Annotated in this window: 20 protein-coding genes; 15 read left to right on the plus strand and 5 right to left on the minus strand. The window is 32.2% G+C overall.

From position 1 onward, the window contains the following. Window positions 1-14 precede the first annotated feature (14 nt). The 9 genes from H8K90_RS12610 to H8K90_RS12650 all read left to right on the plus strand — a co-directional run bounded on the left by H8K90_RS12610 (window position 15) and on the right by H8K90_RS12650 (window position 11,324). Complete coding sequence (locus tag H8K90_RS12610) at window positions 15-467, plus strand: Fur family transcriptional regulator (protein WP_186846345.1); 453 nt, start codon at window positions 15-17, stop codon at window positions 465-467. Between the two features lie 13 nt (window positions 468-480). Then, window positions 481-1,761 carry an adenylosuccinate synthase gene (locus H8K90_RS12615; protein WP_186846346.1) on the plus strand — a complete coding sequence of 427 codons (1,281 nt, stop codon included), beginning with the start codon at window positions 481-483 and terminating at the stop codon, window positions 1,759-1,761. A gap of 83 nt (window positions 1,762-1,844) precedes the next feature. Then, complete coding sequence (locus tag H8K90_RS12620) at window positions 1,845-3,662, plus strand: OstA-like protein (RefSeq protein WP_315970276.1); 1,818 nt, start codon at window positions 1,845-1,847, stop codon at window positions 3,660-3,662. 7 nt (window positions 3,663-3,669) lie between these two features. Next, entirely contained in the window at window positions 3,670-4,845 is a 1,176-nt protein-coding gene (locus H8K90_RS12625) for an aspartate aminotransferase family protein (RefSeq protein ID WP_186846348.1), read from the plus strand. Window positions 4,846-5,005: 160 nt separating this feature from the next. Next, window positions 5,006-6,412 (plus strand): tetratricopeptide repeat protein, encoded by a 1,407-nt coding sequence (locus tag H8K90_RS12630; RefSeq protein ID WP_186846349.1) that lies wholly within the window; start codon window positions 5,006-5,008, stop codon window positions 6,410-6,412. A gap of 75 nt (window positions 6,413-6,487) precedes the next feature. Further along, complete coding sequence (locus tag H8K90_RS12635) at window positions 6,488-7,456, plus strand: DUF368 domain-containing protein (protein WP_186846350.1); 969 nt, start codon at window positions 6,488-6,490, stop codon at window positions 7,454-7,456. Beyond that, entirely contained in the window at window positions 7,456-8,475 is a 1,020-nt protein-coding gene (locus tag H8K90_RS12640) for a DUF368 domain-containing protein (protein WP_186846351.1), read from the plus strand. Before H8K90_RS12635 ends, H8K90_RS12640 begins: the two co-directional genes overlap by 1 nt. Next, on the plus strand, window positions 8,444-9,205 hold the full coding sequence (locus H8K90_RS12645; protein ID WP_186846352.1) for a shikimate dehydrogenase family protein: 762 nt from the start codon (window positions 8,444-8,446) through the stop codon (window positions 9,203-9,205). Before H8K90_RS12640 ends, H8K90_RS12645 begins: the two co-directional genes overlap by 32 nt. Before the next feature lie 88 nt (window positions 9,206-9,293). Beyond that, on the plus strand, window positions 9,294-11,324 hold the full coding sequence (locus tag H8K90_RS12650; protein ID WP_186846353.1) for a DUF349 domain-containing protein: 2,031 nt from the start codon (window positions 9,294-9,296) through the stop codon (window positions 11,322-11,324). Window positions 11,325-11,750: 426 nt separating this feature from the next. Here the strand turns inward: H8K90_RS12650 and mazG are convergent, their stop codons facing one another. The 4 genes from mazG to ruvX form a co-directional block, all read right to left on the minus strand. Continuing rightward, window positions 11,751-12,524 (minus strand): nucleoside triphosphate pyrophosphohydrolase, encoded by a 774-nt coding sequence (mazG, locus tag H8K90_RS12655; RefSeq protein ID WP_186846354.1) that lies wholly within the window; start codon window positions 12,522-12,524, stop codon window positions 11,751-11,753. 65 nt (window positions 12,525-12,589) lie between these two features. Continuing rightward, window positions 12,590-13,018, minus strand: a complete 429-nt coding sequence (locus H8K90_RS12660) for a DUF5606 family protein (protein WP_186846355.1) — start codon at window positions 13,016-13,018, stop codon at window positions 12,590-12,592. Window positions 13,019-13,081: 63 nt separating this feature from the next. Continuing rightward, on the minus strand, window positions 13,082-13,672 hold the full coding sequence (def, locus tag H8K90_RS12665) for a peptide deformylase (RefSeq protein ID WP_186846356.1): 591 nt from the start codon (window positions 13,670-13,672) through the stop codon (window positions 13,082-13,084). 37 nt (window positions 13,673-13,709) lie between these two features. After that, window positions 13,710-14,123, minus strand: coding sequence for a Holliday junction resolvase RuvX (gene ruvX / locus H8K90_RS12670; protein ID WP_186846357.1), 414 nt, complete (start codon window positions 14,121-14,123; stop codon window positions 13,710-13,712). A 453-nt stretch (window positions 14,124-14,576) separates the two neighbouring features. On the opposite strand from ruvX, the gene H8K90_RS12675 reads away from it, so the two are divergent. From H8K90_RS12675 to H8K90_RS12700, 6 genes are read left to right on the plus strand one after another with little or no spacing between them, the layout of a single operon-like run. After that, on the plus strand, window positions 14,577-15,392 hold the full coding sequence (locus H8K90_RS12675) for a 2,3,4,5-tetrahydropyridine-2,6-dicarboxylate N-succinyltransferase (protein WP_186846358.1): 816 nt from the start codon (window positions 14,577-14,579) through the stop codon (window positions 15,390-15,392). Window position 15,393: 1 nt separating this feature from the next. Next, window positions 15,394-16,056 (plus strand): hypothetical protein, encoded by a 663-nt coding sequence (locus H8K90_RS12680; RefSeq protein ID WP_186846359.1) that lies wholly within the window; start codon window positions 15,394-15,396, stop codon window positions 16,054-16,056. Between the two features lie 26 nt (window positions 16,057-16,082). After that, window positions 16,083-17,009: an ATP-grasp fold amidoligase family protein gene (locus H8K90_RS12685; protein ID WP_246457737.1), complete on the plus strand. Its 927-nt coding sequence runs from the start codon at window positions 16,083-16,085 to the stop codon at window positions 17,007-17,009. Between the two features lie 16 nt (window positions 17,010-17,025). Next, window positions 17,026-17,970, plus strand: coding sequence for a Stealth CR1 domain-containing protein (locus H8K90_RS12690; protein WP_186846360.1), 945 nt, complete (start codon window positions 17,026-17,028; stop codon window positions 17,968-17,970). Between the two features lie 19 nt (window positions 17,971-17,989). Further along, window positions 17,990-19,069: a UDP-N-acetylglucosamine 2-epimerase gene (locus tag H8K90_RS12695; protein WP_186846361.1), complete on the plus strand. Its 1,080-nt coding sequence runs from the start codon at window positions 17,990-17,992 to the stop codon at window positions 19,067-19,069. A gap of 41 nt (window positions 19,070-19,110) precedes the next feature. Continuing rightward, on the plus strand, window positions 19,111-19,875 hold the full coding sequence (locus tag H8K90_RS12700; RefSeq protein WP_186846362.1) for a glycosyltransferase family 2 protein: 765 nt from the start codon (window positions 19,111-19,113) through the stop codon (window positions 19,873-19,875). Here H8K90_RS12700 and H8K90_RS12705 read toward each other — a convergent pair. Continuing rightward, the gene (locus H8K90_RS12705) at window positions 19,872-20,627 is read right to left on the minus strand and encodes a lipopolysaccharide kinase InaA family protein (RefSeq protein WP_186846363.1); all 756 of its coding nucleotides are present in this window, start codon (window positions 20,625-20,627) and stop codon (window positions 19,872-19,874) included. The two genes, H8K90_RS12700 and H8K90_RS12705, sit on opposite strands and share 4 nt — an antisense overlap. Between the last annotated feature and the right edge of the window lie 7 nt (window positions 20,628-20,634).

Consider the following 20,634-nt stretch of genomic DNA (forward strand, 5'->3'; position numbering starts at 1 on the left):
TTTGCTCCTTAATTATGAATGCAACTAAAGAAGAAAGCAATCAGGAAATTGTAAAACGTGTTTTTACACAATTCCTTGAAGACAAAGGTCATAGAAAAACGCCTGAGCGTTACGCTATACTTCAAGAAATCTATGATAGTGAAGAACATTTTGATATAGAGTCACTTTATATTAAAATGAAAAACAAGAACTATCGTGTGAGTAGAGCAACACTATACAATACCATTGAATTATTGCTAGAATGCGCCTTGGTAAGAAAGCATCAGTTTGGGCAAAGTCAGGCACATTACGAAAAATCTTATTTCGATAAAAATCACGATCACGTTATACTTACCGATACTGGAGAGGTTATAGAATTTTGTGATCCACGCATTCAATCTATTAAAAAAACCATAGAAGAGGTTTTTGATATTCAGATAACTAATCATTCACTATATTTTTACGGTAACCGTAAAAAAGACGACTAACTAATTTTTAAAAATGGCAGTAGATTTACTACTTGGATTACAATGGGGAGATGAGGGCAAAGGAAAAATTGTCGATGTATTCACCTCTAAATACGATATTATTGCACGCTTTCAAGGTGGCCCAAATGCAGGACACACTTTAGTATTTAATGGTAGAAAGCATGTTTTACACACCATTCCTTCTGGGATTTTTCACGACGATACGGTAAACCTTGTAGGTAATGGCGTAGTTATAGATCCTGTGATTTTCAAAAAAGAATTAGACAAATTAGACGAGCAAAATGTAGATTACAAAAAATCACTTTGCATTTCGCGAAAAGCGCACATTATTTTACCAACGCATCGCTTATTAGATGCTGCAAGTGAAGCTTCTAAAGGAAAAGCAAAAATTGGTTCTACTTTAAAAGGTATTGGTCCAACATACATGGATAAAACCGGTAGAAATGGTATTAGAGTTGGTGATATTGAATTGGCCGACTGGAAAGACAAATACAGAGCTTTAGCAGATAAGCACGAAGCGATGATAGCATTCTACAATGTAGATATTCAATACGATTTAGATGAATTAGAAGCAGATTTCTTCGATGCAATAGAAACTTTAAAAAGCTTAAAATTCATTGATTCTGAAGAATTTATTCACCAAGCACAAGCTTCAGGAAAATCAATTTTAGCAGAAGGAGCTCAAGGCTCATTATTAGATATTGACTTTGGAACCTATCCATTTGTAACATCTTCTAACACCACTGCTGCTGGAGCCTGTACAGGTTTAGGTGTAGCACCAAACCAAATAGGTGAAGTTTTCGGAATTTTTAAAGCCTATACAACGCGTGTTGGTTCTGGTCCTTTTCCAACAGAATTGTTCGACAAAGACGGAGAAACTATGGCTAAAGTTGGTAACGAATTTGGTGCAACTACAGGTCGTCCTAGACGTTGTGGCTGGTTAGATTTAGTGGCTTTACGCTATGCTTGCCAAGTTAATGGTGTTACGCAATTAATTATGATGAAAGGTGATGTACTTTCAGGATTTAAAACCTTAAAAGTTTGTACTGCTTACAAATATAAGGGTGAAGAAATTACACATTTACCATACAATATTGAAGAAGAAAATGTCACTCCTATTTATACTGAAGTAAAAGGTTGGGCAGCAGATTTAACTGGTATGACTGAAGCATCACAATTACCAGAAAACTTAAATGCTTATGTTGAGTTTTTAGAAAAAGAACTTAACATTCCGATTACAATAGTGTCTGTAGGTCCAGATCGTAAGCAGACGATTGTAAGAAAGACTGTATAGTTAATTGCGTTTTTCTGTTAAAAAAACTGTTAACTCATACTAAAGCAAACCTATAAATGTTATTTTGTAAAAAACAGCTTGCTTTGAATTGTATAAAGTATTTTCTTTTTATTTTATGTTTTAGTATCACCACTGTCAGTTTTGCTCAAAAACAAAAGATTACGGTTAAATATGCTGGTACATTAGCTACAGATCCTGAGATTAAAGATGGCGCAAAAGTTTTTACAAGAGATAAATCTTTGCAAGTTCATTTTTTTCATAAAGGTGCCGATGTGTTCTGTGATAGAGCTATCTATTATGAAGACCAAGATTACTTAGAAGCCTTTGGTAATGTAGTGATGAAACAAGGAGACACTATCAATATGACTACCAAGTATATTGAATATAGTGGTAAAACGCAACTAGCATTTGCGAGAGGAGATGTGGTTTTAACAGATCCACAATCTGTTTTAACTACAGACAAATTACACTATGATAGAAGCAGACAATTAGCCTACTACGATACTAAAGGGAAAGTAGTAAGAGATTCGTCTGGCACTATTACAAGCCAGATTGGGCGCTATTACATGAACGCAAATAAATATCAGTTTACCCAAGATGTTGTTTTGGTAAACCCTGATTATACACTAAATACAGAACGTCTCGATTTTTTCACTCAAAACGGATTTGCCTACCTTTTTGGGCCATCAACCATTACTGGAGAAACTAGTACTATATATTGCGAGCGTGGCTTTTATGACACCAATAATAATACAGGACATTTTCAACGAAACGCAAAAATAGATTACGATAACAGAACCGTTGAAGGTGATAGTTTATATTTTGACAGAAACCGAAGTTTTGCTTCTGCCACCAACAATATTACCGTTACAGATACTTTAAACAAAAGTATTGTTAAAGGGCATTATGCAGAGGTTTGGCGAGAAAAAGATTCCATGTATATTACTAAACGAGCTTTAGCTATTACTGTGCAAGAAAAAGATTCCGTTTACCTACATGCAGATAAACTCATGGTAACTGGCAAAGCCGACAATCGTATTACTCGCGCATACTACAATGCAAGGCTATACAAAAGTGATCTGGCCGGAAAAGCAGATTCTATACACGTTAATCACAAAACAGGATTAATGCAAATGATTAATCTTAGCCGATTTAGTTCTACAGATGCTTTTGCTACAAAACGAAAACCAGTGTTGTGGAATTTAGGAAATCAAATGACAGGAGATACTATTCATGTACTTTCTAATGTAGAAACAGAAAAATTAGATTCACTAAAAGTGTATAACAATGCCTTTTTAGTGAGCAAGGACACACTAAGTAAAGACAATTTTAACCAAATAAAAGGACAACGTTTAATCGGACTTTTTAGAGATAATGAACTCTATAATGTTGACATTATTAAAAATGCCGAAGTCATTTACTATTCGAGAAATGCTGAAAACGAATTAGTTGGTATAAATAAATCTAAATCTGGAAGCATTAATATTAAAATTGAAGCGCAAGAAATTGAAGAAATAAGGCTTATTCAACAAATTGACGGTAAATTATATCCAGAATCAGAATTTCCACAAAGTGGTAAATTGTTTAGAGGTTTCGATTGGAGAGGAGAAGAACGACCATTATCGGTTGAAGATTTATTTAAAGACGATCCACCTTTAGTATTACCTAAAATTAAAGGCTTAGCCGATTATGTACCTCCAGAAGACTTTATTGACGAAAGTGTAAGTGAGCGTATTGAGCAAGCTGGTAAGGAAACGCCAAACAAGCCAAATAAAGCAGCTCAAAATTTACCAAAAAAGACGGCTCCTATACCATTAAAACCAAAAATAAAAGAAACAGACTCCATAAAGAAACCCTTAAAAGAAACTATAAAGGTTAAAGCCAAAACAAAGGATCAATAATTGGTATATGCAAGATGATTTTTTTAAATATCAAGCACAAACAACTCCACATCCATTGGCTATGGAAATTAGCCATGCCGAAGGATCATATATATACGATACCAACGGAAAAGCCTATCTCGATTTTGTAGCTGGTGTTTCTGCATGTTCTTTAGGTCATTCTCACCCTGAAGTTGTAAATGCTGTAAAGAGTCAATTAGATAAGTATCTACATGTTATGGTTTATGGAGAATATATCCAACAGCCAGCAGTTGAGTTATCTAAGTTAATTGCCAAGCATTTACCAGAGCCATTAGAAACAACTTACCTTGTTAACTCTGGTACAGAGGCCATTGAAGGTAGTTTAAAATTAGCACGTCGTTTTACAGGACGATCTCAAATAATTGCTGCAAAAAATGCTTATCATGGTAATACCATGGGCTCCTTAAGTCTAATGGATTACGAAGAACGTAAACGCCCTTTTTTACCATTAATTCCAGATATAACTCATATTGAGTTTAACGTTGAAGATGATTTAACTCAAATTACAGAAAAAACGGCAGCCGTTATTTTAGAAACCATACAAGGAGGTGCAGGTTTTATTGAACCAAAGCATAATTACCTAAAAAAAGTACAACAACGTTGTAATGACGTTGGCGCTGTATTTATTTTAGATGAAATCCAACCAGGCATTGGACGCACAGGAAAGCTATTCGGGTTTGAAAATTACAATTGCCAACCAGATATCGTCGTTACTGGCAAAGGTCTTGGAGGTGGTTTACCTATTGGAGCTTTTTCAGCCTCTAAAGAAATGATGGCTAGTTTAAGTGATAATCCCAAGCTTGGCCATATCACCACTTTTGGCGGAAATCCTGTAATTGCTGCTGCTGCTCTAGCAACTTTAAAAGAAATTACCGAGACAAATTTAATGGTTGAGGCTCTAGAAAAAGAACAGCTCATTAGAAAACACCTTCAACACAAACACATAAAAGATATTAGAGGTCGAGGGTTAATGTTAGCTGCAATTACAGATAATGCAGACTTAACAAATGAGGTAATTTTAAAATGTAAAGACCAAGGATTGGTACTTTTTTGGTTACTTTTTGAGCCTAAAGCCATCCGAATTACACCTCCTTTAACAATTTCGGAGGATGAAATTATTAAAGGTTGTCAAATAATAACTTCAGTTTTAGATTCCATCTAACAATTAAAATTCCAATTAATCATTTGACTTTCAACACTTCATGTTCTTTTACATAAAGTGAAAGATCAATGTTAATTAATTTGTTAAAAACATTAAATCAAAAGACGATGTAGAGCAAACGATAACAGTAATTTTATTCTAGTGAATTATTAAACCGCTTATGCAATACAGTCACGACGACGAAAATTTATCACTTACCCGATTTGAATCGATGTTAAAAACAAACGATATTTTGTTTTTCGATTCAAGTGAATTTGAAAATATCATACATCACTATCTCGAGAACGGCAAAATTGCTCTATCTAAACGTGCAATTAAGTTAGGTTTAGAACAACACCCAACATCAATTAACTTAAGGTTATTTCAGGTTGAAATATTAGTAATTGAAAATAAATTTAATGAGGCCGATGAAATCTTAGACATGCTTCATGATTTAGAACCTACTAACGAAGAAATTTTTATTCAGAAGGCAAATGTATTATCTAAACAAGATGAACATAAAAAAGCAATAGACACATTACTTATTGCAATTGAAATGTCTAGTACTCCAGAAAATGATGCCGATTTATATGCATTAGTTGGTATGGAGTATCTTTTTCTAGATCAATTCGATAATGCTATCATCTATTTTAAAAAATGCTTAGAAACCGATACTACAGATTATTCTGCCTTGCATAATGTTATTTATTGCTATGATTTTCTAAACAAAAATGAAGAAGCCATAGAATATCTAAATACATTCTTAGATAAAAATCCTTATTGCGAAGTGGCTTGGCATCAACTTGGCCGTCAATATTTTACTATAAAAGAATACGGAAAAGCCAATGCAGCTTTCGATTTTGCCATCATATCAGATGATACTTTTGTAGGTGCTTATATTGAAAAAGGTAAAGTATTAGAAAAACTTGAAAAGTATGAAGAAGCTATAGAAAACTACAAAATTACTTTGGCTTTAGAAGACCCAACGTCATTTGCACTACTACGAATGGGCTTTTGTTATGATAAACTTGGACAAGAAGATTTAGCGATTCAATTTCTAAAAAAGACCATAGACGAAGATCCATTGCTAGATAGAGGATGGATAGCCATTACAAAGTTTTACATAAAACGTTTCAACTACCAAAAAGCGCTGTATTATATAAATAAAGCCGTAACGATTGATGGTGACAATGTGGTCTATTGGAAACTTTATGCTAAAGTAAATAAACGTTTAAATTTCCTTGAGGAAGCAGAACGCGGTTATAAACGCACTTTAGAATTGGGTAATTACGAATTAGAAACTTGGTTAGAAAGAGCCGATATTTTAACATCGCTGGGAGAATTTGATGCTGCTTGTTTCAATTTAATTCAAGCTTCAGAATTCTATCCAGAAAATGCGGAAATAGAATACCGATTAGGTGGTTTATACTTTACTACGCATCAAATAGAAGAAGGGCGTTTTCACCTTAAAAATGCAGTGAACTTAAATATCGACTATAGTTTTATTATTGCTGAGCTTTTTCCAAACCTTAATAATAAACCAATGGTTAAGGCTATAATTTCAGAATCTAAAAGAGCTTCTAACTAATCCCTTATCTGCTTTAAATTTAAAGTAAAATTCGTTTAAAAAATCCATACCTTAGCATTTCTTATTTAGTGAAGAATGCACAGACGATTTATAGATTACTTAGTTATAACCTTTAAAGGTATTGCAATGGGAGCAGCAGATGTTGTACCTGGTGTTTCGGGTGGAACTATTGCCTTTATTTCTGGTATTTACGAAGAACTGATTGAAAGTATTGACAAGGTCAATCTTGGTATTTTTAAAGTTTGGAAACAAAGCGGATTTAAAACCGCATGGAAATCCATTAATGGTAACTTTCTCTTAGCTCTTTTCTCTGGTATTGCCATAAGTATTCTATCCTTAGCCAAAATAATTAAATGGTTATTGTACAATGAGCCTGTTTTATTATGGTCCTTCTTTTTTGGATTAGTTTTAGCGAGTATTTTATATATCGCCAAACAGATAAATGGTTGGTCAGCTAAAATTATAATAGCTATTATAGCTACTTCTATCTTATCTTATTTTATAACACTTGCTGAACCGTTTGCGTCACCAGATAGTCCATTTTACTTATTGTTTTGTGGCTTTATTGCTATCATAGCAATGATTTTACCAGGTGTTTCTGGTGCATTTATTTTATTAATCCTAGGTGCCTACCAAACAGCAATAGATACCATTAACAATCTTGTTGAAGGTTTAACTACAGGAAATATGGATCTTTTTAAAGATGCCCTATTTAAATTTTGTTTGCTAGCCATTGGAGCTATCGTCGGTTTAAAAGTTTTTTCTAAAGCATTAAACTGGATGTTTAAACATCATAAAAATCTAACCTTAGCAATTCTAACAGGTTTTATGATTGGCTCTTTAAACAAAATTTGGCCTTGGAAAGAGGTCTTAAAGACTAGAATAGATTCTCATGGAGAAGTGGTAACGCTTTTAGACAGAAGTATACTTCCAACCTCTTATGATGGAAATAACCAACTTATTATGGCAGCAATTTTTATTATCTTAGGTTTTGCCACAATTCTTATTTTAGAAAGTTTAGGAAAGCAAAAAAACAACGTCTAATGCAAAGCACCAGAACCCTTAAAGATCGCATTTTTTTAGTGATTAAAGGTTTGGCTATGGGAGCAGCAAACAAGGTTCCTGGTGTTTCTGGTGGTGTGGTCGCTTTTGTAGCTGGTTTTTACGAAGAATTTATTTATTCTTTACAACGTGTCAATAAAACAGCTCTCAGGCTTCTTTTAAATGGCCGGTTTAAAAGCTTCTATCGTTATATTAATGGAAAATTTTTAGGGCTATTATTCTTAGGCATGATTGTCAGTTATTTTAGTGTTTCAAAAATTTTAGATTACCTCATAGTAAACTACGAACTTTATGTTTGGAGTACATTCTTCGGAATGATTTTAGGTTCAATTTATTATATCAGCAAGGATTTTGGTGAATGGAATAGAAAAACAATTACAGCACTAATTATTGGAGCTACAGTAGGTATTAGTATAAGTTTCTTAGATCCAGCTACAGAAAATGACCATTTAATGTTTGTGTTTTTCTGTGGTATTATAAGTGTTTCTGGTATGACGCTTCCAGGATTTTCTGGTTCTTTTATTCTTATTCTACTTGGCAATTATGTTTTACTCCTTGTGGATTCGGTAAATGCATTATATGATACGATTTCTGATATATTTAGTGGTAATTTTGAATTTATCCACAACGAAGTTAGACTAAGAATGTTGAAGGTTTTAGGAGTATTTACTCTAGGTTCTGTAGCAGGTTTGGTTACATTTTCCCATATTCTAAATTATATTTTAAAACATTATAAAAGCATAACTATGGCAACCATAGTTGGTTTTATTATTGGCTCACTCGGAGTGGTTTGGCCTTGGAAAAAAACTGATTATAGAATGGCTGAAGATGGTTCTCTACTTTTAGATTCTACTGGAAAACAGATCATTGAAAATTACACACGTTATTTCCCCGAAATGAACACCCAAACTTATATTGCAATTGCTTATATTGCCTTAGGAATCTTAATAGTTTTAGGATTAGAATGGTATGGACAACGCACAAGACAACAAAAAATATAAATTCGGACTCGTAGGCAGAAACATCTCCTACTCTTTCTCTAGAAGCTATTTTGCAGATAAATTTAAAGGTGAAAATTTACCACATTCTTATGTGAATTTTGATTTACAATCTATCTACGAACTCGACGAGATTATTAAAAACACACCAAACTTAAAAGGTCTTAATGTAACTATTCCATATAAGGAAGATGTTATTCCAATACTCGATAGTTTAAATAAACGCGCAAAAAAAATTGGTGCTGTTAATACCATAAGAATTACGCGTTATCAAAAATTAATTGGCTACAATACGGATTATTATGGTTTTAAAAACTCACTAAAACCACATTTAAAAGAACACCATAAACGCGCTTTAATTTTGGGCACAGGTGGAGCATCAAAAGCAATCGCTTATGCATTAAAAAAGCTAAAAATTGATTTTGATTATGTGTCTCGTTCACAAAAAGAAGGTGTTAAGTTTTTATATTCTGATTTAACCGACGAAATTATTTCAAGCTATACTATTATCATTAATTGTACACCTATCGGCACATTCCCAGATGTAAATGAATGTCCAGATATTCCTTACGATGCTATATCAGAACATCACATTTTATACGACCTTATCTACAATCCGGCGCAAACAAAGTTTTTAAGCTGTGGAGACATAAAAGGAGCTACAACTATTAACGGGTCAGAAATGCTAAAACTACAAGCAGAAAAGTCGTGGGAAATCTGGAATAAATCTTAAAATTCTTACAATAATATAAGTGATAGCAGCATTTGCCCTTATATTTCGGCATTTGTTAGTATCTTTAACCTATAATTAAATTTTACACATGTCTGAGAATGATAACCTGCAAGAAGCAGATGGAAAAAAAGAAGTAGAATCTCAAGAAACTACTCCAACACAAGAAACTACAACAGAAGTTGAAGCTAAAACTGAAACTGAAGTTGAACAAGACGTTAATACTCAATCTGAAGAAGTAGTACATACAGAAGAAACAGTAGAAACTAATTCCGAAACCGAACAAGTAGAAGCTGAAGAAAAACCTGAGGCTGAAAATACAAGTGAGGATCATGTAGATGAAATAGAAGCGTCAAACGCTGAAGATGCTGAGGACGAATCTAACGCAGAGCGCCACGAATTAGAGGATAAGGATTACCACGCCATGACTATGGATCAGTTGGTAACTGAATTCAATAAATTATTGAAACACCATAAAATTCAGACAATTTCTAAGCATGTTAATGAAATTAAGGGAGAATTTAATGCAAAATTCAGCGAACTACTAGATGAGAAAAAAGAAGAATTTGTAGCTGATGGTGGAAACGAAATAGACTTTTATTACACTAACGATCAAAAGAAATTATTCAACTCGTTATATAAAGAATATAAGCAATCTATTAATGCTTATTATAAAGACAGAGAACAAAACTTAAAGCAAAATCTTGAAAATAGATTAGCTATTATTGAAGAAATTAAAGGTCTACTCACTGTTGAAGAAAACATGGGTACAACCTATAAGACATTTAAAGAGCTTCAAGAAAAATGGCGAAATGCTGGCCCTATTCCAAGAGACAAATACAATAATGCCTGGAATACGTACCACCATCATGTAGAACGTTTTTACGACTTTTTGCATCTCAATAATGATTTGAGAGATATGGACTTTAAGCACAACTATGACCAAAAGCTAAAAATCATAGAACGTGCAGAAGAATTAGCAAAAGATGAGAACACTAACCGTTCGTTTAGAGAATTACAAGTGTTACATAAACTTTGGAAAGAAGAACTCGGTCCTGTTGGCAAAGAACACAGAGAAGAAATTTGGGAACGTTTTAGTAAGGCTACAAAAACCATACACGATAAGCGACAAGCTTATTACGCTGATATGGATAAAGCACATGAAAAAAACCTTGAACGTAAAGAAGAGATTATTGCTCAGATTAATGCCGTAAATGAAGACAGTGCAAATTCTCATAGTGCTTGGCAGAAAAAGATAAAAACAATAGAAAAACTAAGAGAAGACTTTTTCAATGCTGGTAAAGTACCTATAAAAGTTAATGAAGCCACATGGACAAAATTTAAAGATGCTGTTAGAACTTTTAATCGTAGTAAAAATCATTTTTATAAAGATTTAAAGAAAGATCAATACGAAAATCTTAAGAAGAAAAAGGAATTAATAAAAATTGCTGAAGACAATAAGGACAGTGAAGATTTTAAAACGGTAACTCCGTTGATGAAGAAAATTCAGAGTGATTGGAAAAAAATTGGACATGTACCAAGACGCGATAGCGATAAAATATGGAAACAATTTAAAGCAGCCTGCAACCACTATTTTGATAGAATGCATAAAGAGCGTAAAGCCAAAGATCAGCATTTGTACGATGCGTTTGATAAAAAAGTGAAATTACTCGATGATTTAAAGGCTCTAGAACTTACTGACGATCCAAAAGCAGATATAAAAACATTACAGGATAAAATTTCTGAATGGAAAGACATTGGCTATGTACCACAAAATAAACGTTACATAGACGGTAAATTTTATAAAGCCATTGATGATGCGTTTGATAAATTGAAAATGGATAAGTCTAAGCTCGAAATGATAAAGTTTGATAGCAAACTTGAAAATCTAGCAAATCCTGATGATACAAGACTACTCGATAACGAACAGAATTTTATTCGAAAAAAGATTAGTGAGGTACAAGGAGAAATTACTCAATTAGAAAATAATCTTCAGTTTTTCTCTAATGTAGATTCTGATAATCCGTTAGTAAAAGATGTACATAAAAATATTGCTAACCACAAAAAGCAATTAGATACTTGGAAAGCTAAGCTTACTAAGGTTCGTGGAAAGTATTCTTAATTATTGTAATTGAACATTTTATAAAAAATCAAAATCCATCTGAACTTAACAGATGGATTTTGCCCTAACTAAACTAAATTAACCTTAATTACAACCGCTTAAAATAATAATTAAGATCTCCTACTAAGATTATAAAAAAGCTATTTGCTTTGATATACTTTATTTACGTAGGAAAATTACTTTTGGATGTTTAGAATAGAAATTTTTGAATTTTTTAACATATTGCCTCTTATTCCCAATAAAAAAAACTCATTTGTCATTCCTGCGAAGGCAGGAATCTAGGAGATTTACTAAATAAAAAGGAATTCTGCATCAAGTGCGGAATAACAGATTTCAAATTAAAATAGAATAAGATATTTTCTGATGTAATGCAGAATTTATTTCTGCATCTTTCACTTTATTATTGGTTCCTGACTTCGTAGTAATTTATAACGTCTTCGCCTCTTCCCAAAACACATCCATTTCTTTAAGTGTCATATCCTCTAAGGACTTATTTAAATCTTTCGCTTTACTTTCGAGATACTGAAAGCGTTTTACGAATTTTTTATTAGTCCGTTCTAAAGCGTTCTCAGGACTAATTTTTAAGAAACGTGCATAATTAATCATTGAGAATAACACATCGCCAAATTCGCTTTCAATATTATCTTGATTCCCTTTAGCGATTTCAACCTTTAACTCTGCTAGCTCCTCCTCAACTTTTTCAAAGACTTGTTCTGGGTGCTCCCAATCGAAACCAACACCTGCAACTTTATCTTGTATGCGGTTGGCTTTTACCATAGCTGGTAAACTTTTTGGTACTCCTTCGAGCACACTGTTTTTTCCTTCCTTAAGTTTTAATTGCTCCCAATTACGTTTTACGTCTTCTTCGTTTTCAACTTTTACATCTCCATAAATGTGCGGATGACGATCTACTAATTTATCACATATACTATTGCATACATCTGCAATATCAAAAGCATTGGTTTCGCTTCCTATTTTAGCATAGAAAACAATATGAAGCAATACATCACCCAATTCCTTTTTAACCTCGTCTAAGTCATTATCGAGTATGGCATCACCAAGCTCGTAAACCTCTTCAATGGTGAGATGACGTAACGATTCTAGAGTTTGCTTTTTATCCCATGGACATTGCTCTCGCAACTCGTCCATAATAATTAATAAACGCTCAAAGGCTTTTAATTGAGTGGCTTTGTTAGACATTAATTAAGTATAATATGTTCTCGATACTGTTCGATAAAAAACCGAAATCAATCGAACTCACGTATTTATTCTTCTTCGTCAGAAGAATTAGTTTCCTCTTCTGTTTCGAGTGCACCTAAAAGATCGTTCTTTTGAAGTAGATTATACCATTGCACTACTTTTTTAATATCAGACGGGTAAACACGATCTTCATCATAATCTGGTAAAACCTCAAAGAAAAATTCTTCTAAGGTATCTTTACTATCTTTATGACTAATAGACGTTGGCTGCCCGTTCTCTTTGTCTTTAACTTTTTTAAGAACATCTCTTAATGGCACTTCTTCTGTTAATGTATAAATAGCTATTTCGCTAAGAATACTAATATTACTGTGCGCACCAACTGTAATACGCTTTTTGTCAATTAAAGATTCTACAACAGCACCTGTTCTGGTCTGTGTAACGATTTGGTATAGTCCTGGTTTCCCAGAAACGGATAAAATTTTATCTAAACTCATATTATATTTTATTTTCAAAATTCGTCTGCTATGCAAATTTGAATTCTGAAGTTATATTTTCTACTAACGCTTTCTACTCATTGCAGGAAAACGCATTTTGTAATCTATTTTAATCTTACCTTTAGAAATATTAGTAAGCTTTCCTTTTATTAAACGTTTTTTAAACGACGATAGCTTATCCGTAAATAAGACTCCTTCAATATGGTCGTACTCATGCTGAATAACCCTTGCAATTAAACCATCATATTCTTCTACATAAGTTTTAAAATTCTCATCTTGGTATTGAATCTTAATCTTTGGTTGTCTAAAAACATCTTCCCTTACATCCGGAATACTTAAACAACCTTCGTTAAAAGCCCACTCATCACCTTCTTCTTCTAAAATCTGAGCATTAATAAACGTTTTTTTGAAATTTTTAAGCTGTTCTTGCTCTTCTTTTGTAAAGGTTTCATCTTCCGCAAAAGGTTCAGTATCTACTAAAAACAAACGAATCGGTAAACCAATTTGCGGCGCTGCTAAACCAACACCATACGCACCATACATGGTTTCATACATGTTTTCAATCAGTTCGCTCAATTTAGGATAATCCTTATCAATCTCCTTAGCTTTTTTCTTTAAAACGGCATCGCCATAGGCAACGATTGGTAATATCATATTAATTTATTTTCGGATGCAAAAATACAATTCTTATTTAAGATTGTGAAGTCAAATAACTTTGTAGAATCAACGTAGCACTAATCTCGTCAATCAATGCTTTATTTTTACGTTGTTTTTTCTTTAAACCACTATCAATCATCGTCTGAAAAGCCATTTTAGAAGTAAAACGTTCATCTATTCGTTCTACAGGAATATGAGGAATCGCTTTAGCTAAAAGCTCTAAAAATTTTTGAATATAAATCTCACTCTCTGATGCTGTATTATCCATTTGTTTTGGTAAACCAACAACAAGTTTGTCTACATTTTCCGTTTCAGTATATTGCTTTAAAAATGGTATAAGCTCTTTAGTATCAACTGTAGTTAAACCTGAAGCTATAATTTGCAGCTCGTCAGTAACAGCAATACCTGTGCGCTTTGTGCCATAATCAATGGCTAAAATTCTTCCCATATTTTGCAAAGATAAAATATTTTAAGGCGACACTTTATAGATATAATGAGAATCTTATATTAAATATATAATGACTTCATCAAAATTTTACTCATAAAAAAACGCCTCTTAAAAAGAAGCGTTTTTAGACAATCAATCTTATCAAACCAATTCATGATTTTATTCCCTCTAAAAAATAAATCATTTTATCAATCACTTATAAGACACAACATATTTATATAGGTCACATTTATTTTAAAAAAATCTAAAAAAAAGAAAACCCTTCAATTATGGGGAGAAGGGTTTTCTATAATTAGCTATTAATTAAATTCTCAGATATGTTGTAAAAAAATATCATCCTATTTAACTGTGTATATGACACCACTTTTTTTAAGAGGTCACTTTTTTTTTAAAAAGAATTTTAGCTTCAATCAATATAAAAGTATCTTTGGGAAATAAATATTATTGAGATACATGAAACAATTACAATCCATCATAGAAAATGCTTGGAATGATCGAAGCGAGTTAAAAAATAAAGTAACCATTGATGCAATTAGAAGTGTTATTGATTTAATCGATGCTGGCACATTAAGAGTTGCAGAACCTACAGAAGATGGCTGGCAAGTAAATGAATGGGTTAAGAAAGCTGTTGTATTATACTTCCCAATTCAGAAAATGGAAACGTTTGAAGTTGGTATCTTTGAATATCACGATAAAATTCCGTTAAAACGAAACTATGCTGAGAAAGGTATACGTGTGGTGCCACATGCTGTAGCAAGACATGGCGCTTATATTTCTTCGGGTACTATTTTAATGCCGAGTTATGTAAATATTGGAGCCTATGTTGATGAAGGTACAATGGTAGATACTTGGGCAACAGTTGGTAGTTGTGCACAAATTGGTAAAAATGTACATCTATCTGGTGGTGTTGGTATTGGTGGTGTTTTAGAACCGTTGCAAGCTGCACCAGTTATTATTGAAGATGGTGCTTTTATTGGCAGTCGTTGTATTGTTGTAGAAGGTGTACATGTAGAAAAAGAAGCTGTTTTAGGTGCAAATGTAGTTTTAACCATGAGTACAAAAATTATAGATGTTACTGGCGACGAGCCTATTGAAACAAAAGGTGTTGTACCTGCTCGTTCTGTAGTAATTCCTGGCAGTTATACTAAGACTTTTAAAGCGGGCGAATTTCAAGTACCTTGTGCTTTAATTATTGGAAAGCGTAAAGAAAGTACAGATAAGAAAACGTCTTTAAATGACGCTTTACGTGAGTATGACGTAGCAGTTTAATATGGGAGAAGTTAAACACGTTTTATGGACAGGTGGTTGGGATTCTACATTTAGAGTTATAGAGCTTTATAATAGAGGAGTAAAACTTCAGCCTTTGTATGTTATAGATTCTAGTAGAGGTTCGACTCAAAAGGAAATAGAGACCATAAATTTGTTGACAGATTTAATTAAAACGCGTTTTAATAATTCTAACGGAGACATTTTGCCGGTTGAGCTCATTGAGCGAAAAGATATTCGTTCTAATTTGTATATTAAACTTATGTATAAATTAATTAAGCGTCGTCGTAAAATTGGAACTCAATACAAATGGTTAGGTTATTTATCAAAAAAGTATGAATGGCTAGAAATTGGCTTTCATAAAAAAGATAGAGATCGATTAATCAACCCTAATCAGCTTATAAAAATAACGGATGATACTAATTGCGAAAACTGGATTATTAATCGAAGAAAAACTAGTTTTCCCATTGGCCAATTATTTAAAAATTTTAGATTTCCATTAGTCTATATTTCTAAATTAGAAATGAAAGAATATGCTACAGAGCATGGCTTTTTGGATATTATGTTAAGTACATGGTTTTGTCATCGATCTGAGGAAAAACCTTGTGGTGATTGTGCCCCTTGTAAACAATATGTGATTAATGACTTTGGATTTAGGTTAGAATAATTGAGTTTTTAAAAATCAAGAGAATAATGTCGAACAAAATACGTCGTTTCTTCCTAAGACATTTGCGTAAAATGCGTTCTTTGCCACCTAAAATCTATGTAAAAATTCATTACGAGCATTTTTCTGGCAAACCATTAGATTTAAATAACCCTAAAGAATTCAATGCAAAAATAGAATGGTATAAAGTATTTTTTAGACCAAAAATTTTAACTAAGCTCGTAGATAAATACGAAGTAAGATCTTATGTTAAAGAAAAAATTGGTGAACACTATCTCAACGAACTTTATGCTGTTTATGATCAGCCAGAAGATATAGATTTTAATAGCTTACCAAATCAATTTGTAATTAAAGCCAACCATACTAATGGTCATAATTATATTGTAAAAAACAAAGATAATCTCGATAAGAAAAAAGTGATTCAACTGTTTAAAAAATGGTTAGGAAAAAATCAATATTACAAAAGAGGGCAAGAATGGGCTTATAAAGATGTAAAACCAAAAATTATCATCGAAAAGTTTTTGAAAGAAGATGGCAAAAATGATCTTGTAGATTATAAGTTTTACTGCTTTAGAGGAGAACCAAAATTTATTGATGTACATTTAGATAGAGAAGAAGATCATAAACAAGGTTGTTTTGATTTAGAATTTAATCTACTACCTTTTGGAAAAAGTAAGACGTATAAAACAATTTCTTCAGAGTTAGAGAAACCTAGTAATCTTGAAGAAATGGTAAGACTATCTAGAATTTTAGCTGAAAAGCTTCCTTTTGCTCGAGTAGATTTTTACTCAGTTAATGGAAAAACCATTTTTGGAGAAATGACTTTCTACCCTTCGGATGCGCGAAAAGAGTTTTATCCAGAGAAGTACAATAAAATTATTGGTGATTATTTTATACTACCAAAACTTAATGCCAACAAAGACACCATTACGAGTCTAGAACAGATAGAATACTAAACTTGTTTTTATAGGGATGACTAAAGAAGAATTTAATATTGTTAAAATTGATGCTGTTATCCTTTGGGTAGATGGCAATGATGAGGCGTATAAATCTAAAATATCTCCTTATTTAAAAGAAGACCAAAATTCAACAAAAAGTTTTAACAACAGATATATTCAAGTAGATGAAATTGAATATACTGTGCATTCCATCTTAAAATATGCCTCGTTTATAAACACGGTATTTATTGTAACGGATAATCAAACCCCTGAGTTTTTAAAACATGAGAATTTAGGGGACAAATACGCTAATGTTAAGATTGTAAATCATACTTCAATATTTAAAGGTTTAGAAACCAACCTCCCAACATTTAATAGTAGAACTATAGAAAGTTGTATTCATAGAATTCCAGAATTATCTGAACACTTTATTTACTTAAATGATGATTTTTTTATAATTAACCCTACTACCAAAGCAGATTTTTTTACTGAAAATGGCTTCCCAATACTAAGAGGATTCTGGCAACAATTTGAAGCTGATAAATTTTACAAAAAAGAGAAGACAGAAAAAGCGAGTCATAAAGCGGCACAAGAAAAAGCAGCTAAAATACTTGGCTTTAAAAAATTGTTTAGATTTAAACATACGCCTCATCCAATGCGGAAATCTACATTAGAAGCATTTTTTAATGAAAATCCAGAGGTCTTTTTAGAAAACATAAAATATAAGTTTAGAAACCGATCTCAATTTTTACCTGTTGCATTAGCCAATCATTTAGAGATAAAATATAAGACATGTAAAATTCAAAAAGATTTACAATTATTATACTTTAGATCTTATAAAAAGCCCTTGTATTGGTATAAGTTTAAATTAAATATAAACTCTAAGAATAAACTTTTTTTAGGTTTACAAAGTTTAAATAAAAGCCCAAAAAACATCTTAAATTTTATAGTGAGTTGGCTAAAACAGCGGACGTTATAATTTTAAAGCAATTGAAATAATGCAGTACAAATTCTTAATATATATTTCTTACAGTTACGCTGTACCTATAGGAAATCCTTTAGAGTCAGAAATATTAAGAAGAGGGTATTCTGTAAAATGGTTCAGCGACCTAGATGATGGAGTAACTGCGTTGCACAATAAAGACAATAGATTGAGTACCATTGAAGAGGTAATAAGCTATAAACCGCACATCGTTTTAGCAGCCACCAATGATGTACCAGATTTTATCTCAGGACTAAAAGTTCAGATATTTCATGGCTTTAATGCTCAAAAAAGACCAGAAGGAAACAACAATTTTGCACATTATAGAATTCGTGGATTCTTTGATTTGTATTGTACTCAAGGTCCTACTAGCACTTCAGGATTTAGAGCACAACAAAAAAAGTTCCCACATTTTGAAGTTAAAGAAACCGGTTGGAGCAAAGTAGATCCATTATTTCCAATCGAGGTAAAACAACAAAATAGTGTGACAACCATAATGATTGCTTCTACGTTTAGTAAACGCTTAAGTTTAGCACTACACGATGATGTTTTTAACACAATAAAGCAGTTGTCTAACTCGGGAAAGTATAAGTTTATTATGGTTTTACATCCTAAATTATCTCATGAAACAAAAGAGAAATGGAAAAGTTTAAATAGTAATAACTTTACTTATTACGACACTACAGAATTAATTCCTTTATTTAAAAAAGCAGATATAATGTTTGCTGATACAACCTCTGCAATTCAAGAATTTTTGCTTCAAAAAAAACCTGTGGTAACTTACAGACATACTTTTAACCATAATTATTTAATAAACATAGAATCTGCTGATGCTATTGAAAAAGCGTTTGATACAGCACTTACTAATCCAAAAGATTTAATTGAAAACATTAAAGCATTCATCAATCAATTACATCCATACTTTGATGGTAAATCGAGCCAACGTGTTGTAGATACTTGCATTTCTTTTTTACACGAAGACAAAAGCTATCTAAAAGCTAAACCACTGAATTTAATACGGAAGTATAAAATAAGAAAACGACTGGGTTATTTTACTTTTAAAAGTTACAATAAACCTTATACTATTAAACTATAATTACAGAAAATATTAATTTTATAATCGACTAAAAAACATCTATGATTAAACTATCTGCTGTAATTATAACGTATAACGAAGAACGATACATTGAAGAATGCATTAAATCTCTGGTAAACGTTGCAGATGAAATTGTAGTGGTAGATTCGTTTTCTACTGATAATACTAAAGCCATTTGTTTAAAGTATAACGTGGTGTTTATAGAACAAAAGTTTCTTGGTTATATAGAGCAGAAAAATTTCGCCTTAACTAAGGCTTCTTACGATTATATTGTCTCATTAGATGGAGATGAGTCGCTTTCTAATGAACTTCAAAAATCAATAATTGAGTTAAAAAACAATTGGAAGTTCGATGGCTACTATTGTAATCGTTATAACAATTTTTGTGGGCAATGGATAAAACATTCAGACTGGTATCCCAATAAAAAATTACGTGTTTTTGACAAGCGAAAAGCCGTGTGGAAAGGCATAAACCCTCACGATAGTATAGTTATTAAAGAGTCAGGAAAAGTGAGCCAACTAAAAGGAGATATTTTGCACCTCACATACCAAACGTACTCCGAGTTTAATCTAAAAATGGAAAAGTTCTCGACTATTTCTGCAGATGCGTATTACAAACTCGGAAAAAAAGCACCAATTTGGAAACTCATATGGAATCCTTCGTGGGCATTTTTTAAAGCCTATATCTTACGTCTCGGATTTTTAGATGGCTTTAATGGTTTTATGATTTGCTACCAAACAGGACATCTCACATTTTTAAAGTATGCCAAATTGAGAGAGTTGCACAAAAAAAATAAAGCTTCTTAACGCCAAAATTTCAACTTCTTTTTTAGCTTTTGTTTTTTATGATGCTTTGCCTGAAACTCTTCGGTAAATCGCCACATTAATTTTACAATATCATCATAGTTTTCACCCGAAACTTTCGCGTATTCATCACTCATAACCTCAACCATAGATTTATGAATTGTTAGCCTATCAAAGTTTTTTATACGCTCTTCAAATTCCATATGCTTAAATTCCATTCGATTTAAATCAACCAAATAAAATTCATAACCATGTGCTACTTTTTTAATTAAAGTATTACCTGGAGAGTGGTCTAAAAACTTAATACCTTTTTCGTGTAATTGATATGTAAATCTTGTAAAGGCCCTTAAAATGTTATCGTAATCTGGGTAATTAAAATCGTGAGTTAATTCTCTATAAGTTAAGTCACAATCTAACTGCTTAGAAATGTAGTAGCTTTTTTTAAATAGAAGTGGTGTTTTAAACTCATAGTAAGCTATAGGTTCTGGTGTACCAATACCCAACTCTTTTAGTTTTATAGCATACTCAAAAGAACGTTGCGCTTTACTTTTTCTAAAAAACTTATAGGCAATCTGATTAATAATATTAGGAACTTTAAATGATTTAATATTAATGGTATCATCATTCAACTTAAAGAGTCTTAGGGCATTTCTTTTCTGATTACCAAAAGGCTCTCCTTTAGTTTCAAAATGGATAATGCAATCATCTAAAAAATCCTTATGCTCCGAATAAGCTGTACTAATCTCATAATTCATATCACAA

This window comes from Winogradskyella echinorum, assembly GCF_014297365.1.
Classification (GTDB): domain Bacteria; phylum Bacteroidota; class Bacteroidia; order Flavobacteriales; family Flavobacteriaceae; genus Winogradskyella; species Winogradskyella echinorum.

What these genes read in the sequence shown, in the direction of transcription:
- H8K90_RS12610 (WP_186846345.1), top strand. Translation starts at nt 15, where the DNA reads ATGAATGCAACTAAAGAAGAAAGCAATCAGGAAATTGTAAAACGTGTT.
- H8K90_RS12615 (WP_186846346.1), top strand. Translation starts at nt 481, where the DNA reads ATGGCAGTAGATTTACTACTTGGATTACAATGGGGAGATGAGGGCAAA.
- H8K90_RS12625 (WP_186846348.1), top strand. Translation starts at nt 3,670, where the DNA reads ATGCAAGATGATTTTTTTAAATATCAAGCACAAACAACTCCACATCCA.
- H8K90_RS12630 (WP_186846349.1), top strand. Translation starts at nt 5,006, where the DNA reads ATGCAATACAGTCACGACGACGAAAATTTATCACTTACCCGATTTGAA.
- H8K90_RS12635 (WP_186846350.1), top strand. Translation starts at nt 6,488, where the DNA reads ATGCACAGACGATTTATAGATTACTTAGTTATAACCTTTAAAGGTATT.
- H8K90_RS12640 (WP_186846351.1), top strand. Translation starts at nt 7,456, where the DNA reads ATGCAAAGCACCAGAACCCTTAAAGATCGCATTTTTTTAGTGATTAAA.
- H8K90_RS12645 (WP_186846352.1), top strand. Translation starts at nt 8,444, where the DNA reads ATGGACAACGCACAAGACAACAAAAAATATAAATTCGGACTCGTAGGC.
- H8K90_RS12650 (WP_186846353.1), top strand. Translation starts at nt 9,294, where the DNA reads ATGTCTGAGAATGATAACCTGCAAGAAGCAGATGGAAAAAAAGAAGTA.
- mazG (WP_186846354.1), bottom strand. Translation starts at nt 12,524, where the DNA reads ATGTCTAACAAAGCCACTCAATTAAAAGCCTTTGAGCGTTTATTAATT.
- H8K90_RS12660 (WP_186846355.1), bottom strand. Translation starts at nt 13,018, where the DNA reads ATGAGTTTAGATAAAATTTTATCCGTTTCTGGGAAACCAGGACTATAC.
- def (WP_186846356.1), bottom strand. Translation starts at nt 13,672, where the DNA reads ATGATATTACCAATCGTTGCCTATGGCGATGCCGTTTTAAAGAAAAAA.
- ruvX (WP_186846357.1), bottom strand. Translation starts at nt 14,123, where the DNA reads ATGGGAAGAATTTTAGCCATTGATTATGGCACAAAGCGCACAGGTATT.
- H8K90_RS12675 (WP_186846358.1), top strand. Translation starts at nt 14,577, where the DNA reads ATGAAACAATTACAATCCATCATAGAAAATGCTTGGAATGATCGAAGC.
- H8K90_RS12680 (WP_186846359.1), top strand. Translation starts at nt 15,394, where the DNA reads ATGGGAGAAGTTAAACACGTTTTATGGACAGGTGGTTGGGATTCTACA.
- H8K90_RS12685 (WP_246457737.1), top strand. Translation starts at nt 16,083, where the DNA reads ATGTCGAACAAAATACGTCGTTTCTTCCTAAGACATTTGCGTAAAATG.
- H8K90_RS12690 (WP_186846360.1), top strand. Translation starts at nt 17,026, where the DNA reads ATGACTAAAGAAGAATTTAATATTGTTAAAATTGATGCTGTTATCCTT.
- H8K90_RS12695 (WP_186846361.1), top strand. Translation starts at nt 17,990, where the DNA reads ATGCAGTACAAATTCTTAATATATATTTCTTACAGTTACGCTGTACCT.
- H8K90_RS12700 (WP_186846362.1), top strand. Translation starts at nt 19,111, where the DNA reads ATGATTAAACTATCTGCTGTAATTATAACGTATAACGAAGAACGATAC.
- H8K90_RS12705 (WP_186846363.1), bottom strand. Translation starts at nt 20,627, where the DNA reads ATGAATTATGAGATTAGTACAGCTTATTCGGAGCATAAGGATTTTTTA.